General features: G+C 59.0%; 19 protein-coding genes. 4 read left to right on the forward strand and 15 right to left on the reverse strand.

Translation table 11 applies throughout. The features are described 5' to 3' along the window. The 5 genes from DTP52_RS16250 to DTP52_RS16270 form a co-directional block, all read right to left on the reverse strand. Positions 1-268: transposase (locus DTP52_RS16250; RefSeq protein WP_146206860.1), on the reverse strand; the 268-nt coding region annotated here is incomplete at its 3' end. Further along, positions 237-863, reverse strand: coding sequence for an SMI1/KNR4 family protein (locus tag DTP52_RS16255; RefSeq protein ID WP_178082490.1), 627 nt, complete (start codon positions 861-863; stop codon positions 237-239). The genes DTP52_RS16250 and DTP52_RS16255, both read right to left, overlap by 32 nt. A gap of 88 nt (positions 864-951) precedes the next feature. Then, positions 952-1,764, reverse strand: a complete 813-nt coding sequence (locus DTP52_RS16260) for a suppressor of fused domain protein (RefSeq protein ID WP_109754283.1) — start codon at positions 1,762-1,764, stop codon at positions 952-954. Continuing rightward, positions 1,721-2,857, reverse strand: a complete 1,137-nt coding sequence (locus DTP52_RS16265) for a sterol desaturase family protein (protein ID WP_109754284.1) — start codon at positions 2,855-2,857, stop codon at positions 1,721-1,723. The genes DTP52_RS16260 and DTP52_RS16265 overlap by 44 nt, the downstream gene beginning before the upstream one ends. Before the next feature lie 100 nt (positions 2,858-2,957). Then, entirely contained in the window at positions 2,958-3,446 is a 489-nt protein-coding gene (locus tag DTP52_RS16270; RefSeq protein WP_109754285.1) for a GNAT family N-acetyltransferase, read from the reverse strand. A 101-nt stretch (positions 3,447-3,547) separates the two neighbouring features. Between DTP52_RS16270 and DTP52_RS16275 the strand changes: the two genes are divergently transcribed. After that, complete coding sequence (locus DTP52_RS16275) at positions 3,548-4,120, forward strand: nucleotidyltransferase family protein (protein WP_109754522.1); 573 nt, start codon at positions 3,548-3,550, stop codon at positions 4,118-4,120. Between the two features lie 6 nt (positions 4,121-4,126). Here DTP52_RS16275 and dapF read toward each other — a convergent pair whose 3' ends face one another. The 3 genes from dapF to DTP52_RS16290 all read right to left on the reverse strand — a co-directional run bounded on the left by dapF (position 4,127) and on the right by DTP52_RS16290 (position 6,577). Next, a complete protein-coding gene (gene dapF, locus DTP52_RS16280) occupies positions 4,127-4,930 on the reverse strand; it encodes a diaminopimelate epimerase (protein WP_109754286.1) in 804 nt (267 codons plus the stop codon). Continuing rightward, on the reverse strand, positions 4,921-5,286 hold the full coding sequence (locus tag DTP52_RS16285; protein WP_109754287.1) for a VOC family protein: 366 nt from the start codon (positions 5,284-5,286) through the stop codon (positions 4,921-4,923). Before DTP52_RS16285 ends, dapF begins: the two co-directional genes overlap by 10 nt. Before the next feature lie 127 nt (positions 5,287-5,413). Continuing rightward, complete coding sequence (locus DTP52_RS16290; RefSeq protein ID WP_109754288.1) at positions 5,414-6,577, reverse strand: PDZ domain-containing protein; 1,164 nt, start codon at positions 6,575-6,577, stop codon at positions 5,414-5,416. A gap of 268 nt (positions 6,578-6,845) precedes the next feature. Here DTP52_RS16290 and DTP52_RS16295 point away from each other — a divergent pair, with 268 nt between their 5' ends. Next, complete coding sequence (locus DTP52_RS16295; RefSeq protein WP_158285167.1) at positions 6,846-7,889, forward strand: S1C family serine protease; 1,044 nt, start codon at positions 6,846-6,848, stop codon at positions 7,887-7,889. Positions 7,890-7,923: 34 nt separating this feature from the next. Here the strand turns inward: DTP52_RS16295 and DTP52_RS16300 are convergent, their stop codons facing one another. Next, entirely contained in the window at positions 7,924-8,484 is a 561-nt protein-coding gene (locus DTP52_RS16300; RefSeq protein WP_109754290.1) for a GNAT family N-acetyltransferase, read from the reverse strand. Positions 8,485-8,737: 253 nt separating this feature from the next. Between DTP52_RS16300 and DTP52_RS16305 the strand changes: the two genes are divergently transcribed. Further along, entirely contained in the window at positions 8,738-9,706 is a 969-nt protein-coding gene (locus DTP52_RS16305; RefSeq protein WP_109754291.1) for a DMT family transporter, read from the forward strand. A gap of 16 nt (positions 9,707-9,722) precedes the next feature. Here the strand turns inward: DTP52_RS16305 and DTP52_RS16310 are convergent, their stop codons facing one another. Beyond that, positions 9,723-10,361, reverse strand: coding sequence for a type II toxin-antitoxin system HigA family antitoxin (locus tag DTP52_RS16310; RefSeq protein WP_109754292.1), 639 nt, complete (start codon positions 10,359-10,361; stop codon positions 9,723-9,725). Further along, entirely contained in the window at positions 10,358-10,690 is a 333-nt protein-coding gene (locus DTP52_RS16315; protein ID WP_109754293.1) for a type II toxin-antitoxin system HigB family toxin, read from the reverse strand. The genes DTP52_RS16310 and DTP52_RS16315 overlap by 4 nt, the downstream gene beginning before the upstream one ends. Positions 10,691-10,845: 155 nt before the next feature. On the opposite strand from DTP52_RS16315, the gene DTP52_RS16320 reads away from it, so the two are divergent. Continuing rightward, a complete protein-coding gene (locus tag DTP52_RS16320; RefSeq protein WP_109754294.1) occupies positions 10,846-11,196 on the forward strand; it encodes a hypothetical protein in 351 nt (116 codons plus the stop codon). A 43-nt stretch (positions 11,197-11,239) separates the two neighbouring features. Here the strand turns inward: DTP52_RS16320 and DTP52_RS16325 are convergent, their stop codons facing one another. The 4 genes from DTP52_RS16325 to DTP52_RS16340 all read right to left on the reverse strand — a co-directional run bounded on the left by DTP52_RS16325 (position 11,240) and on the right by DTP52_RS16340 (position 15,171). Continuing rightward, positions 11,240-12,196: a 2-hydroxyacid dehydrogenase gene (locus tag DTP52_RS16325; protein WP_109754295.1), complete on the reverse strand. Its 957-nt coding sequence runs from the start codon at positions 12,194-12,196 to the stop codon at positions 11,240-11,242. Between the two features lie 31 nt (positions 12,197-12,227). Continuing rightward, positions 12,228-12,986, reverse strand: coding sequence for an SDR family oxidoreductase (locus tag DTP52_RS16330; protein WP_109754296.1), 759 nt, complete (start codon positions 12,984-12,986; stop codon positions 12,228-12,230). Positions 12,987-13,027: 41 nt separating this feature from the next. Further along, positions 13,028-13,720 carry a fumarylacetoacetate hydrolase family protein gene (locus tag DTP52_RS16335; protein ID WP_109754297.1) on the reverse strand — a complete coding sequence of 231 codons (693 nt, stop codon included), beginning with the start codon at positions 13,718-13,720 and terminating at the stop codon, positions 13,028-13,030. A gap of 101 nt (positions 13,721-13,821) precedes the next feature. Next, entirely contained in the window at positions 13,822-15,171 is a 1,350-nt protein-coding gene (locus tag DTP52_RS16340; protein WP_109754298.1) for an MFS transporter, read from the reverse strand. Positions 15,172-15,340 lie beyond the last annotated feature (169 nt).

The raw sequence follows: 15,340 nt of genomic DNA on the forward strand, positions 1-15,340 counted from the left end.
TAGCCTTTTTTAATATCGATTTTTCCCGTTCAAGCCGGGCAATCCGGGCTTCCAGCTCCTGAATTTTCTGTTGTTCCGGGGTCAATGCTTTGCTCTGCGGCGTAACACCTTGGCGCTCTTGCTGAACCTGATCAACCCAGCGGCGCAGGGCCGACTCGCCGACGCCAAGTGAACGGCTGGCTTCGATGTAGCTGTAGTTTTGCTTGAGCACGAGGTCGGCAGCCTCGCGTTTGAATTCAGCAGAAAAGGAACGGCGTTGTTTGGTCATCTGACACCTCGATCTGGCGAGCATTCTCACCTAAATGGGTGTCCGGTTTCATTAGACCACTACACTCAATACTCTCAGGGCTGATGATGAAGTGGTTGATATGCTCCTCGATCCGCTCTTCCGATAAATGCAGCGAGTCCAGATAACCATTGAAAGAATCCGCCAACACCACATATTCATCGCCCTGCTGACGGCGCCCAGTCCAGGCAGGTAACCCCGCCACCATCGCCGCCACGTCCTGGCGCCCTTCCCGCAAATCCAGCAACAAGATACTCGCGCCGCCGTCGCGCCCAATCGGCAACAATCCCGTTGCGGGGAAGCCTGGCTGTGCCCGCAGTTGCTCCAGTTCAAAGGGATTGGATTCATACTCTTGGTCCGGATCCAGCCCGTACAGCGAAAAACTGAGCAATTCCTCATCGCCATTGGCGAGCGTGGCCAGCACATCGTATTCCACGTAGGCGCCGTTGCAGGTCTTGAGGAACTGGCGATAGTCGTCCGGCAAGCGGGCGCCCAGGCTGGCTTCCAGTTGCGCGATGGCCTGGTCGGTGGCGCCTTCACGGGTGTCTTCGAGGATGAGTCCGCGGTAGTCAGTCATTGATATCTCGAAAGGTATTGGGTGGGACGGGGTACCAAATCTAGCGACCATTCACTTGGGCATTTTGTGGGGGCGACCCCATTCGGTATCACACCACGCTCGCCCGATGCAGGCTGCTCATGTGCCCTACCCCCGCCGCCTTCAAACGGCTCACCAGATCCTCCCGCGCCGTTCGCCCACCGGAACGGACGTATTCCAGCTCCGCCGCCGTGATCAAGACCACCGGTACCAATCTGACCGGGGACAAGGGCATGTCATCCAGCTGGGTAGGGAAATCCGGCTCGGGGGCGCCGAGCAGGACGCCGGTGGAGTCGTCATCGGTCACGAAGAGCTTGGGCAGTTGATCGCTCATGTGGTGCGATTGGCTGAGCCCGGGAAGCTCAAGGGATAGCGCCCCGTACTGGTCGAGTTGGTGGGTGATGCCGCCAGCGTCGGCCACCGTCTTGGCGACATGCTCCAGGAGCTCGAATGCCCAACTGCGCTTGAAAGGATCGACCTCACCCACGGGGCCGCGGGCGTGCTCGGGGATATCTGCGGTTTCGACGAACAATTCCATCTCGAAGCCGTTGCCCATTCCTTCAGTGTCATCAAATGGATCGGACAGGCCTTCGGTGGCGAGGATGATCGTGTCGCCCCGGCGCACCACGCGGTAGGCCTGGCGGGTCGAAGGCCAGTATGGGCCGCCGGAAAAGCTCGGGCTGATCAGGTAGGACAGGACATCCCGCTCGACCGTGCCGACAGAATTCCAATGACGATCCAGGCAAGCTTCGCCGGCTTCCCGGACGGCCAGGTTGGCCGCTTCAGCCTCGGTCAGGTTGCTCTGTTCGTGGGGTTGCGGCACGTCTTGGGCTTGGGGCTCAGGACTTTTCGACGAACCGAGGAGCTTCTTGAAGAAATTCATGGGCGTTCCTTGCTGGATTTCGCTCGGCCTCTCTCGTCTCAGCACTCACTGATCCGATGGCTGGCGTGGCGTGCATTGTGGCGTGTTGGCCTGGATATGAAAACGCGGGCAGGCATTTGCGAGCTGTTTCGACGAAAGGCGTGACAATCAAGCTATACACCGTCAGGTAACGCTGGTGGTCCTGTTCTCCGGTGCCGAAACGCAAGTGCTCGGGCTGCGAAGTGGTGACATAAAGCGTGCCGAACATCCAGTCCCATAGCGACAGGTTGACGCCGAAATTGCGGTTGAAATGACGGCGCGCATCGCTGTGGTGGATCTGGTGCTGGGCCGGACTGTTCAGCACGTGTTCCAGCACCGGGCCAAAGGACAGCCAGACATGGGTGTGACGCAAATTCGCCGCCAGGCTATTGAAAATGAACACCAGGTACGTCACACCGAACAACGTGTAGCGACTGATCTCCCCCCCACAGGCATACCAGAAACCACCCGCGAACAGGCCCAGGCAGGCGGTGATACCGAGTTTCTCGACGATCTTCTCCACGAAATGCACACGACTCGCCGTGGCCGGCACCAGTACGGGCGCCGAATGATGAACCTTGTGAAAGGCCCAGAGCCAGCGCGAATGAAACGCCCGGTGCGCCCAGTAGTGGACGAAATCCTTCACCAGAAACACCCCCAGCCCATAGAACAACGCCAGCGAAAGGTTCTCCCCCAGACGCGGACGAGCGCCCCAGAGGTTGCTGAAAAAAGCCGAGTAATCTCCAGAGCGCAGAATGTACGGGTCCACCAGATGAACAATGGGCAACACCAAGGCAATCTTGAGAATGGCCCGTACGAAGTAGTAGCGATAATCCAGCAATGCCGAACGATGCAGATACACCTGGCTGCCACCGATGAATTGCCAGAACGAACGAGCATCGGTCAGTCGGCGGTGTTTTCTGAAACGAAACAGGCCATAGGCGACACCGTAGGAGGCGCAGAGAAACAGGACTCCGAACCGACCGTTCAGGTTGAAAATGCCGAGGAGCTGCTGGGTGACGGGCGCGATGACCCACGCATTCAGGTGTTGGTAGACAAGGGAAAACGCATCCACGAAATGCCGGCCTCTGTCGAAGGAGCGGTATTGTAAATCAGTCGCGTTGGGCTCGGCTTGGGTTTTCAGGCATTTTCTGGGGGTGGCCGCTCAAAAGAATCTAGGGGCGGCCCGATCTAACGCGACGCATATGAATGAGTGCGGTTCTACGATTATCTGGAGAAACTCGCTCTTCGACAGCGAAGGGCAAAAAGCCCAACTTTGGATAAAGCAGCAAGCCTGCCGTATTTTCATTGAAACACGATACTTGCACCTCAGTGGCGTCATAGCGGTCGAACGCCAGGGCCGTCATCGTTTCCACAAGAAAGGTTGCAACGCCTTTACCTCGAGCCTCTTGGGCAACGATGACATTGCCGATACAGCAAACCCCACCTTTTTCAGCCCGATAGAAGTTAGCAAAACCAACGACACGGTTCCCAACCTCGATGATCGTCGAATCGAATCGTTGAGCGATGGCGTCAGACATCTGAGCCTCAGTCAGAGGGTATTGAGCTTTCGGGAACATATAGAACAGTTCCCGAGCGTCCTGCGCCAAACTACAGAGGGTCTTGATGTCATCAGCCATCACTGGCCTGCTTTGCAATATCATTGGGTGTCCTTGAGATCTATGCACTTGGTGCCTTGGCTCACCTGATTGTGCTCAAACATCTGTCGGGGCGCCAGGACCGGACCGATTCCAAAAGGATGAATATGACATTGACGGTCGAACGGTTGGTCAGGATAGCAATGACCAATCCAATCAACGCGCATATCACCTCGCGCCTACCTTCACTCGGTTTGAATCAATGCATGCTCACCGCTGGCTGCCTGTTCCAAGCCGTCTGGAATCTTCAGTCGCAACGGCCACCGGCTTGGGGCGTGAAGGATTACGACGTTTTTTACTTCGACCCTGACCTGTCTTGGGAAGCCGAGAATGAAGTGATCAACGCCGCCCAGCGTCTCTTCCAGGACCTGGACGTCAACATCGAGGTCAAGAACCAGGCCCGCGTCCACCTTTGGTACGGTCAGCGGTTTGGCAAGCCATATCCTCAGCTTCAGTCGGCCAAGGATGGCATTGATCGTTACTTGATTGCGGGGACGTGTATCGGGTTGGATGTTGAAACCGGTGACGTCTATGCGCCCTATGGCCTGGACGACATAGAGCAAGGTGTTCTTCGTATCAATCCAAAGAACCCCCAGCCAGATTTGTTCGATGAGAAGGCGAAAAGTTATCAGGCTCGCTGGCCGTGGCTCAGGATCATGGAGACCAGAGGCGTTCGCTGATCCGACTCAGCCTTGGCTCATCGTCCCCGAAAAACTTGCCTCCACCGGCCCGATAAGAAAAACCGCCCCCACGCCATCCCATCGCACCGTCACGCTTCCACCATCACATTCAACTTCAACGGTGCTGTCCAACAAACCACGACGAATCCCGTTAACAACCGCCCCACACGAACAAGAGCCTGAACCCAGCGCAATACCCGCCCCGCGCTCCCAAATACGCAACCGAACACGCGTGCGATCAATGATCTGTACGAAATGCACGTTGGTCTTGAGCGGGAACAGCGCGTTGGTTTCGATGGCCGGGCCGATCGTCGCGATATCCACGCTAGCCAGGTCATCGACAAAATAGGTGCAGTGAGGATTTCCCATGCTGCACGCGGCTGGACTGCCGGCCAGTGGCAAGGCAGCGGTGTCCAGTTCCTGCGCTAAAGGAATGTCCGACCAGCCGAAAAGCGGCACACCCATGTCGACGGAAATGTCGCCGGTTGGGGTACGTTCGCAAGTAAGCAACCCACGGTTAGTGCGCAAGGCCACCGAAGTAACATTAGCTTCGCGCATGAGCAGGTCCGCAGCCCCCCGCGTCGCGCTGCCACAAACGTCCAGCGCGGAGCCATCTGCGTTCCAGAACATCACACGCGCATCGGCATCGTCGCAATCGAGCAGTACCGCCAGTTGATTGAACCCAACACCTCGGTTCCGATCCCCCATGCGCCGGGCCATGGCACTTGTCACCGGGTTGGCCGAATTTCGCGAGTCGACAATGACGAAGTCATCGCCATTGGCATGCATCTTATGAAAGCTCAGTTGCATGCAAACGCTCTGCTGGAGATGGAAATGGAATTGCCGTCGGGGTCTTTGGCGTTGGCAAAAGAGTAACCATCCGCCTTGTGGGTAGCGCCAAACTTCAGGCCCTGGGCCAGGCACTTTGCCTTGAAGCCCTCGACATCCTGGAGATCAAAGACCAGCTTTACGGTGACTTGTCCTGTTTTAACGGCCTTGCCCGCCGGGTGAACCATCAGGATCGCGCCACCGTTTGCAGGGCTCAATTCGGTGACGCGGTCATCGGCTTTTTTTTCATGGCTAAAGCCGAAGTGACGCTCGTAAAAATCACAGGTCGCTTGAACGTCCCGGACATACAGCATGATTCGATTGAGTGACGGTTGCATGTGGTCTTCCTTGATCGCTGTTGAAGATGAAGCCCTTTGCACGAAGCATGATTGCCCAGTGCCTTGGCATCACGGGCACTCCAGCGCTTCAAACCGTCCGATCATAACCGCAGAGAACGATTACAGCTCAAGGCCAATCAACAAGCACCGCTTTCGGATCCCCCTGGCGCATCTGGGCCAGTTCAGCATCTGCCTTGGCTTGTGTCGCATGGCAGAACTCGAAAGCGTTCTGTGTCTTGCCGGTCGGTCCCTTGGCCTCGGCCATGCAAACAACAGCGCCGGGGGCACAAACGGCACTGTTGAGTTTGAAATCCCCCCAAACGCCGGGCTGTTCCTGCTTCACTTTGGCGATATAGCTTTTGAGTGAGGGTTGCATGTCGCTCGTCACTCCGGCGATCAATTTGACCGGGCTGACGGCAGCGCCGTACGTATGCTGGGTGGTCAGCACGGCAGTGCAATACATTGCATTCGCCGGGATCGCAGCCGCTACACCGTTCGCCATCACCGTTGGGGTCATCGAGACTTGAGTGCCGCCAGGCCCCACCAGAACCGGAACGACGCTAAACGCGTTGTTTCGCCATACTTTCAGACTCACCCGCGAGCCAATTGACGCTTTTGCAACGGCTACCCTGAAATCGATTGAATCGGCGATAGGCCGATCATCAACTGCCACGATCACGTCCTGAGGCACTATCCCGGCCTGTTGAGCACCACTACCCGGAACGGTCGCCAACACAACAACACCGGCAGGTGGCTGCGCCAAAGCCATGGCCCGCTTCGGATCGATGGTATCGATGCTGGCGCCGATCTTACCGCGAGGTAAATTGGCAAGCTGGCAACCCTTCTCAAGCCATACCTGGCTGGCCGCTTCTTTTCGAGCCGTGGCGACCTGCTTCATGATCGGCTCAGCGCTTGCCTGGTACATCGGCACCTCGCTGAGGGACATTTCGATGTACTCACAGGACTTGGAGCGATACCGGTCAGGTGTTTCCCGGGTCACCAGTTTTTGCAGGTCAATGGGCGGCAGGCCTTGGGGCACGGCGACCGTGGAAGTCGCGGGAGAGACGCTGGCAGAGTCCGCAGTCGCGACCGAAGAGACCACGTAGGCGCCGGCCGCCAGGCCTACGGCACTGGTCATTACGCTGGTGTCGACGCCACCCGGCATGGGAAGCAGCATCGCACCGACCACTGCGGCCTCACCGAGCCCACCATCAGAGGCACAGCCCGTCAGGCCAGTGAAAGACAGTACAACGGCGAGCCTGGTGCTTGATTTGAAGGCGGTAGCAAACATTTCGCTTCTCGGTGCTTGATTCGAATGGATCGTGCCGCATCATGGCAAAGTGCCTTTAAGTTGTATATCGAATGCACGTTTGCCCGGATGTCACTCGTCTCAATCACCACGACAGCACAGTGCCTGGTTGAGGTTGGACAGGATGATGGCCAAATAGTACCTTGCCTGGACCTGCCTAAACGCCACGACCTCAGAGAAGCCCATGTCGACAAAATGCCTTGCCGGAACGCTGGTGCTACTCCCTCTCCTGGCGTCTTGCGTCAACCCCATGTACAGCGCCGCCGAGCGAGCCGAAACAGCAGAATACCTGCGCAAGGTCAGAGACCCGGCGACCTACTACGCCATGGATTGTGAAACGTTCCTGGCTACCAAACGGGGTTGGGAACAACATCCCAACATGGCGGCCGACCCCGTCAACCTGGTGATCCAACAGGTCGCCACACAACGCGACTGTTCCGCTGGCAGCGTCCCTGCGCCCAGTGCTGTTGCGGTGGCGCCAACGCCCGTGACGTCAGCGGCAATGCCCGTACCGATGTCTAATCAGTCGGGTGTATTGGGCCTGCACATCACCCCTGTGACACCAACGGTGGCTCGGCAATTCGGCTTAGCCGCGGTTAGCGGCGTCTTGGTCTTGGGGCCAGTGCCAGGAAGCGGCGCTGAAAAAGCAGGCATGTTGGCCGGCGATATCGTTTTGCAAATTGCCGGGACCTCGGTCAATAGCCCGGCCGAACTGACCGCTGTCGCCAGCCGTATTCGACCTGGTTTCACAGCGCCGCTGAAGGTATGGCGTTACCGGGCCCCCATCGACGTGCTGGTGGAAATAGGCGACTCATCGGGCTTGGCCCCCTCGGTGGCGCCTGCGGCTGTCGCTGCGCCGACGCGTCCCTTGGCCACTGCCGTCACTTCCCCGGCGAGCAATAGCGCAGCAAATATTTCGTTCTGTTTTGCCCTGTTCGAGGCCAGGCAAGTCCAGGGACTGAGCGACTATCCATCAAGAGGCCTCATCACCCCCGTCTGGCAAGGCCCGGCACTGACCGGCACACCGGCTCGCCTGGCCATGCCAGAGTTCCAGGCATTCACCCGGGCCCAAGGCTACGACGTGAAAATGCAACCGATGTTCTGCCAACCCATCGGCGCCAGCGAGCAGTGCCAGGCGATGGGATCGGAGAGTTTCATGCTGACCACTCGCAGTTTTACCGCGATGGTCAATTGCACTGAAACCTTGCAGGACGTAGAAACAACGCGCGGTCTACTGCTCAAACAGTGGCCTTATCTGCAGACCACCGCGTGGCGTCCCTTGGCGGGTCAGTAACCACCTCGAGGGGATGCTCTGGGCGACGTGGGAATCAGGTGTTCGATAAAGCTTTCGCTTTAAGCCATCCCTCACGCGTCATTTCCCAAACTTCCTTGAGCAATGTCCCACAGACAAAGTCCCCCTGCTGCGTCCCGATCATGCGCATGCCTTCGCGCTCCGAAATCCTGCGCGAAGCATCATTGCCCACCGCCTTGGGGACCTGCATGACGGGACGCTCCAGCGTTTCAAACCAATAGGCGTTGATCGTCTCGCACGCTTCGCTCATGTAGCCTTTCCCCTGCCATTGCGGCGCCAGCCAGAAACCCCGGTTGTTGCCGGGCTGGTCGTACAGGCTGATGCTGCCGATGCTCTGTGCCGGATTTTCGGCAAGACGGATCATCCAATGCCACTCGCGTCCGGCTGCAATCGCGCGGAGCGCATGGTCGCGCACGTACGTCAACGCACCGTCATCCGGGTAAGGCCAGGGCACGCGGCTATCCAGGTAACGGACCACTTCCCAGTGTGGAAATAACCGTTGAATCGCCGGCGCATCCGTCAGTTCAAGTGGGGTGAGGATGAGGCGGTGGGTTTGGAACGTGGGGATGGCTTCCAAGATGAATTCCTTTTCTAACGTTTTACGTCCAGGGGAACTTCCCTATCGAAATTACTCGTCGACCTGCAGAACGGATGTCGAAAAAACCAGGTTGCACATCCAATCATGTCACTTCGCGGCCTACACTGGATGCGCTCAGCCCCATTGAACCGCATAAGGACATCACCTTGCGACAACTTACCCTCAGCGACAAAAAACTCCGAGGTACCCCCTTTAAAGTCGACGTTCATTGGTGGTTTGACGGGGAATCCGCGTGACAGTGAAGCCCCACTCAAACCTCATCGCCGGATTGGCCCTCGCAGTCGTCGCGACGCTGAGCTGGGCGTTGAACTTCATTGCGCCCTACGTCACCGGCGCCTACACGATCTATGACTTGATGATCGTCCGGTTCCTGATCGCCGGCACGCTGGGGCTGGGTGTCGTGCTGCTCTATCGCGCCCAACTTCGGCTCCTGCGCCGCGATCAAGTGCTTCTGGCCGCCGGCCTGGGCGTGATCGGCTACCTTGGCTATAGCGCCTGCATCGCCGCCGGCATCATCTTCGGCGGGCCGGTGCTGACCCCAGCCTTCATTGGAATGGTGCCGGTCTTGCTGGCACTGCTGGGCAACGCCACGACCAAGACCCTCCAATGGCGAAAGCTGGCGATCCCACTGGTTTTCTTGACGGTTGGTTTGCTGCTATCGAATCTCGGCGCCATCCATCAACCCGTTGCAAGCGATGGCTCGTGGCTGATGGGCTTGTTGTTTTCAATCGGTGCCGTGCTCCTGTGGCTCGCCTTCAGTTGGTTGAACCAGCGCGCCCTGCTAACGCTGCCACCCCACGCGGCAGGCGCATGGACGGGCCTGATGATGGCTGGCGCCGGAATCGGTACCTTGTGCTTGTTACCGGCGGTACAAACGCTCGACCTGCTCAAACTGCCGAGCCTGGGTTTTGGTGTCTCCGTTGCGGGGGATTTATATCTCTGGGGTTTCGTGATTGCGCTGATGTCATCCGTTGTCGGGGCCTGGGCCTGGAACGCCGCGTCCCGGCGTTTGCCCATGGTGCTTTCCGGACAATTGATCGCCCTGGAGTCGCTGTTCGCGACGCTACTTGGCTTGTGGTTTCATGGTCGGCTGCCGACACTTCTGGAGATGTCAGGTCTTGCGGCTGTGCTTGTGGGAGTGATCATGGGGGTGCGGATCATCCTCAATTCCCGTGGATCGACAAGCGACCCTGCCCCTTGATCAGCAGACGATTGCCCTACTCCTTGTCTGGCTCTTTGACTGTCTTTCTGCGGGCCTTCGAAGCCATCACTTTGTATTCACCGGCGCCGGCCTCTTCCACTGAATGTGCAACCATGGAGTCACTGCGAAAACGGTCATACGTTGAGGTTTTCCTGACGGGAAGACGAACAGTTTCGATATGAGCCGCCTCTGCCGGGCCTGCGGTCAAGAAAGCACTCGGCTCCATCGCAAACCGCTCTGCCAGCGCGTACGCCATCTTGTGGCTGATAGGCCGATCGCCATTGAGGACCTTGGACACTGCCGTCTTATCGCCGATTTCAGGAAGGTCTGAACCCGTGAGCCCGTGCGTCTCCATCAGATCCTTGATCAATTGCACAGGCGTGCAGGTCGCCTCAAAAGCAGCATTCGATTCGCGAAACTGGTCGGAGTCGCGCTGGTAGGCCAGGATTTCATCCTCGAGTTCAACGAGAACTCTCTCCTCGGTCTTGCTCAGTTCGCGCCCGTCGGTGAGCTCATCGAGCAAATCGGTCGCACGCTCATAGTCGGCAGGGGTCTTGATGCCATGCACAAACTCACCGCGCAGGCGATCCAGTACGGCGTGTAGTTCGCCAAGCGTTGCGATCACGGTTTGAAAGTCGTTCCGGGCTGCGCTCATCGTCTTACCCCTTTGTTTCTTGCATACCAGACATTGGCAACGTCGTAATCGGCATGCGTGTAGATGTGTTTGACGTAGAACTTCTGCCGGGCGTAGTTGACTCCGCCTATCACCCTGAGGTTATTGCCACCTACGTCGATCACCACCCAATTCATTACGGCTCTGGGCTTGAACAAGTCGACACCGTGCGTACCGAAAAGCTTTTGCAGGTCCGCGAACGCCTTGGGGCGAGCCATCTTCAAAATGCGCAGGCAACGATCAAGCCCGGCCTTGTCGTTTGGGTACAAAATCGCAGCGTCGTCAAAACGTGATGGCGTGAGTATATCCATGGGCGTCCTTGTCTTTGAGCCGATGGTACTCTGGTTGTGTTTTTTCACAACTACGGTTTATTGGCGGCAACTGGACTCATACTGTGGCAAGCAGACGATTGGGCCTGCAGCATTGGGCCATACGGGTTATCACCTACACATCCCGAGACAAAAACATGAACCCTGTCGACCCGACCCGCCTGAAAATCTGGCAAGCCCTTTCATCGCTCTTCCTGGATACCGAGATCGACGAGTTGACCTACGATTACATCGCTCGCGTGGTCGTTGAAACCGATTATTCGCCAAAGGAAATCCACAGCATCCTGTGGAATGAAGTATTCCCGGTGCTCGAAGCCAACCTCAGGTCCGTTGCGGGTGAATGGGCGGGATGGACGGATGAGTGGCTGCTGGAGCACCTCAGTGCAAGCGATGGGATTGAGCCCAGGAAAGGCCGCGGCAGCATTGCCAAGGAGATTGTCAGGTGTTGGAGCCAGGTCGCGACGCGGCTCCCACCCGGATATGACTGACGCGATGCATCGCCCCTTCAAGCTTCCCTGAAGAGGCACCCGTTCAACCCGTCACACACCCCAACGGCACCTTCCCGGCAAAACTATCCACCAGACTCGCCACCACCATCTCCCCCATCCGCGTACGGGTCTGCAACGTCGCACTCGCGCGGTGCGGTTGCAGCACCACCTGCTCACTGCCGAACAATGCCTCGGGCACATGCGGCTCATCGACAAACACATCCAGCGCCGCGCCGGCAATGTCACCAGAAGTCAGCGCCGCCACCAGATCAGCCTCGTTGACCAGTTTGCCCCGAGCCACGTTGATCAGGTACCCACCCTTGCCCAAGGCGCGCAGCACCTCGGCATCGATGATGGCTTCGGCCTTGTCGGCGGCGGCCGCGAGGATCAGGGCGTCGCTGTCGCGGGCCAGTTGCTTGAGATCGGCGACGAAGGTGTGGTTTACATCGCTCATCGATTGCAGGTCGGTGTAGCTGATCGGGCAACCGAACGCGGCGGCGCGGGTTGCCACGGCGCGACCGACCCGCCCCATGCCGACAATGCCGATGCGCATGCCGGATACTTGGCGGGCCAATGGCAGTGGGGCCAATGGCGTCGGGCTCTGGGGCCATTGGCCGGAGCGCACGTAGCGATCACTGGTGCAGAGGCCGCGGCACACGGCAATCAATAAGCCGATGGCCAGGTCGGCAACGTCTTCGGTCAGCGCGCCAATGGTGGCGGTCACGCGGATTCCGCGATCCCTGGCGTAGGCCAAGTCAACGGCATCGGTACCGACGCCGTTGACCGCCACCACTTCCAGCTTGGGCAGTTGTGCCATGAGCGCCTGGCTGATGCCGGTGTGCCCGCCAGTGATCACGCCACGAATATTGGCACCGTGCTCTTGTAGATAGGCTTGTTTGTCGGCCTGTTCGAAATAGCGTCGTATCGTGAACAGCTCGCTGAGCCGGGCGTTGATTTCAGGGATCAGGATCGGGCTGAGCTGTAGGACTTCTGGCTTCATAAAAACCTCGTGCAGCGAATAAAAAACCGGCTCAACCGCGACCGGCAAACGGCATGGCCGTGGCCATGACTGTCATGTTCAAAACGTTGGCCGACAACGGCAGGCCGGCGATGTAGCGCACCGCGTCGGCCACGTGCTTGACGTCCACCATCGGCTCCACAGCGATGGTGCCGTTGGCCTGGCGTACGCCTTTGGTCATGCGCACCGACATTTCGGTGAGGGCGTTGCCGATGTCGATCTGGCTGCAGGCAATGTTGTATTCACGCCCGTCCAGGGCCAGGGATTTGGTCAGCCCCAGCACTGCGTGTTTACTGGCGGTGTAGGCACTGCTGAATGGCCGCGGAGTGTGGGCCGAAATCGAACCGTTGTTGATGATCCGTCCACCCTGGGGCTGTTGTCGGCGCATCAGGCCGAAGGCGCCACGGGCGCAGAGGAAGACACCGTTGAGGTTGGTGTCGATCACGTTTCGCCACTGCTCGAACGTCAGCTCATCCAGCGGCACGGCAGGCGCGTTGACCCCGGCGTTGTTGAACACCACGTCGAGGCGTCCGTAGACCTCGGCGATGGTTGCAAACAACCCATCGACACTGGCCGGATCACGCACATCGGTGGGCACCGCCAAGGCTTCGCGGCCCTGGCTGGCCGCCAATTCGGCCAATGCTTGCAACGGTTCTGGACGGCGGCCGGCCAATACCAGCGTGTAGCCGTCTTCCATCAGGCCCAGGGCCACCGCACGGCCAATCCCGCTGCCGGCACCGGTCACCAAGGCCACTTTCAATGTGTTGGACATGTGGGTTCTCCCCTCTCGAAATCAGTAAGACAAACGCGGACTCAAGGTCGCGGACCAACGCGCATTTCCAGTTGACCGATGCCGTCGATGCCGGCGCTGATGACATCGCCCGGCTGTAGCACATCGACGCCGGCCGGGCTGCCGGTCATGATCAGGTCGCCGGCCCGCAGCGCCACCGACTGGGAGATGCGGGCGATGACTTCACTGACCGACCAGATCTGACTATCGAGGCTGTCGCGCTGGCGCTCTTCGCCGTTCACGTTCAGCCACAACTCGCCTTCGGGGTGCCCCGCCCGCGAGACCGGCACGATGGCGGTCATTGGCGCGGCGCCGTCGAACACCTTGGCGCCCTCCCACGGCAAACCGTTGCGCTTGGCCATGCGCTGGACGTCACGCCGGGTCAGATCCAGGCCGGCGGCATAACCCCAGACATAGGCCAGCGCCTGGCTTTCCGGGATATGAGCGCCGCCCTCGCCGATGGCCACGACCAGTTCGATTTCGTGGACAAACTCCTCGGTCACCGATGGAAACGCCACTTCGCCGACCGCCTCCACCACGCTGCTGGCAGGTTTCATGAAAAACACCGGTGGCACCCGGGACTCACCCTGGGTATCAGGCCAAGGGTAGTTGCGACCGACGCAAAAGACCCGGCCGACGGGAAAACGCTGTTGGGTGCCGACAACCGGCAAGGTCACTGGCAGGTCCGGGGTAAAGACATACTCGAGCATGTTCATCCTGATAAAAGTCCTGTTGGAAGCGTCAGCGTACGGCGGCAATCCGTGGCGAAGTTGGAGGAATGCCGCCTCGTGTTGGAGAAAAACGGTTTTTTCCGGGTTCAGCGCGCCTTGAGCTCAATGCGATACAAGCGGCCGAGCAGCAACGAATAGGACAAGGTGCCGACCAGCGCCACACCGCCGATGAACCAGAAGGCCAAGGCAAATGAACCGGTCTTGTGGACGATTGCGCCAATCACGATGGGGGTGACGATGCCGCCGATGTTGGCCGCCAGGCTGGTGATCCCGCCGGTCAGTCCGATCAGTTCCTTGGGCGCCACTTCCGACACCGCCGCCCACGAGGACGAAGCGATGCCCTGGGCAAAGAAGGCAATTGTCAGCACGGCGATGCAGATCACGTTGGAATCGGTGAAATTCACCAGCACGATGGACATACCCAGCATCGAGCCGACCACCAGCGGCAACTTGCGGGCAAAAGACAGCGAATAGCCGCGACGGATCAGCAGGTCGGAGACGATCCCGGCGAGCAGGATGCCCACCGTCGCGCCCACGAACGGCAGCACGGCGAAGATCCCGGCCTTGATCATGGTCAGTTGACGCTCTTCGATCAGGTACGTGGGGAACCAGGTGAGAAAGAAGTACAGCGCCGACGTGCTGGCGAACTTACCGATGCAAATCGCCCAGACCTGCCGATAGCTGAACAGCTCGGCGATCTGCCGCCAGTTGAACCGCGTGCGCTCTTGACTGCTCTTGACCAGCCCGCCCCCGGCTTCGATGTACTTGAGTTCTTCCTTGCTGACTTTCTTGCAGTTCAACGGGTCGCGATACAGGAACAGCCAGGCCACACCGAAAACGATGCCGAGTGCGCCGGTGCTGTAGAACACATGGCGCCAGTCGTAGGTGGTCGCCAACCAAAGCAGCGCGCCGGTAAACAGCGCCGTGCCCAGGTACTGGCCGCAGACGTAAATGCTGCTGGCCAGGCCTCGTTCACGCGCCGGGAACCACACCGTGACCGCACGGCTGTTGGCCGGAAATGCCGGTGCTTCCATCGCGCCAACGGCCAGGCGCAGACCGAACAGCGAAGCGAACCCCGTGGCCAAGCCTTGGCACACGGTAACGGTGGACCAACTGATCAGCGATACCCCGTAGGTGAAGCGGGAGCCGAAGCGATCGGCGATGAATCCGGCGGGCACCAATGCGATCGCATAGGTCCAGGCAAACGCGGAAAAAATCAGGCCCATTTCGATCTTGTCCAGGCCCAGGTCCTTGGCGAGGAATGGTGCGGCAATCGAGATGTTTACCCGGTCGATGTAGTTGATGATCGTTGCGATCAGCAGCAACGACAGCATGAACCAACGCCGACGCGATGGCAGCCGCTGCGGCACTATGGCGTCCCGGGCGCCGGCAATCACCGGCGCGGCGGTGGCCTGGGAGGTGTGGGAATTCGACATGAAAAACCTCGTTATTGTTAGAAGAGTCGAAATGTCTACGAGCAGCCGAAGCCATTGCCCTCGATGCCGGGGCAAAACAATCGCTACTGGAATGAGAGGCGTAGACAGCCGATGTCAGATGTTCGAAAACGCTCTGCAACAGGATCTGTCGAGGGAGGTGCCGGGAGGA

Source organism: Pseudomonas sp. 43mfcvi1.1, assembly GCF_900115935.1.
GTDB lineage: Bacteria > Pseudomonadota > Gammaproteobacteria > Pseudomonadales > Pseudomonadaceae > Aquipseudomonas > Aquipseudomonas bijieensis.

Excerpts from the sequence above, each read along its gene's own strand:
- DTP52_RS16270 (WP_109754285.1), bottom strand. The coding sequence starts at position 3,446 with ATGATATTGCAAAGCAGGCCAGTGATGGCTGATGACATCAAGACCCTC.
- DTP52_RS16325 (WP_109754295.1), bottom strand. The coding sequence starts at position 12,196 with ATGAAGCCAGAAGTCCTACAGCTCAGCCCGATCCTGATCCCTGAAATC.
- DTP52_RS16320 (WP_109754294.1), top strand. The coding sequence starts at position 10,846 with ATGAACCCTGTCGACCCGACCCGCCTGAAAATCTGGCAAGCCCTTTCA.
- DTP52_RS16290 (WP_109754288.1), bottom strand. The coding sequence starts at position 6,577 with ATGTTTGCTACCGCCTTCAAATCAAGCACCAGGCTCGCCGTTGTACTG.
- DTP52_RS16315 (WP_109754293.1), bottom strand. The coding sequence starts at position 10,690 with ATGGATATACTCACGCCATCACGTTTTGACGACGCTGCGATTTTGTAC.
- DTP52_RS16310 (WP_109754292.1), bottom strand. The coding sequence starts at position 10,361 with ATGAGCGCAGCCCGGAACGACTTTCAAACCGTGATCGCAACGCTTGGC.
- dapF (WP_109754286.1), bottom strand. The coding sequence starts at position 4,930 with ATGCAACTGAGCTTTCATAAGATGCATGCCAATGGCGATGACTTCGTC.
- DTP52_RS16330 (WP_109754296.1), bottom strand. The coding sequence starts at position 12,986 with ATGTCCAACACATTGAAAGTGGCCTTGGTGACCGGTGCCGGCAGCGGG.
- DTP52_RS16260 (WP_109754283.1), bottom strand. The coding sequence starts at position 1,764 with ATGAATTTCTTCAAGAAGCTCCTCGGTTCGTCGAAAAGTCCTGAGCCC.
- DTP52_RS16285 (WP_109754287.1), bottom strand. The coding sequence starts at position 5,286 with ATGCAACCGTCACTCAATCGAATCATGCTGTATGTCCGGGACGTTCAA.
- DTP52_RS16335 (WP_109754297.1), bottom strand. The coding sequence starts at position 13,720 with ATGAACATGCTCGAGTATGTCTTTACCCCGGACCTGCCAGTGACCTTG.
- DTP52_RS16275 (WP_109754522.1), top strand. The coding sequence starts at position 3,548 with ATGACATTGACGGTCGAACGGTTGGTCAGGATAGCAATGACCAATCCA.
- DTP52_RS16340 (WP_109754298.1), bottom strand. The coding sequence starts at position 15,171 with ATGTCGAATTCCCACACCTCCCAGGCCACCGCCGCGCCGGTGATTGCC.
- DTP52_RS16295 (WP_158285167.1), top strand. The coding sequence starts at position 6,846 with ATGTACAGCGCCGCCGAGCGAGCCGAAACAGCAGAATACCTGCGCAAG.
- DTP52_RS16255 (WP_178082490.1), bottom strand. The coding sequence starts at position 863 with ATGACTGACTACCGCGGACTCATCCTCGAAGACACCCGTGAAGGCGCC.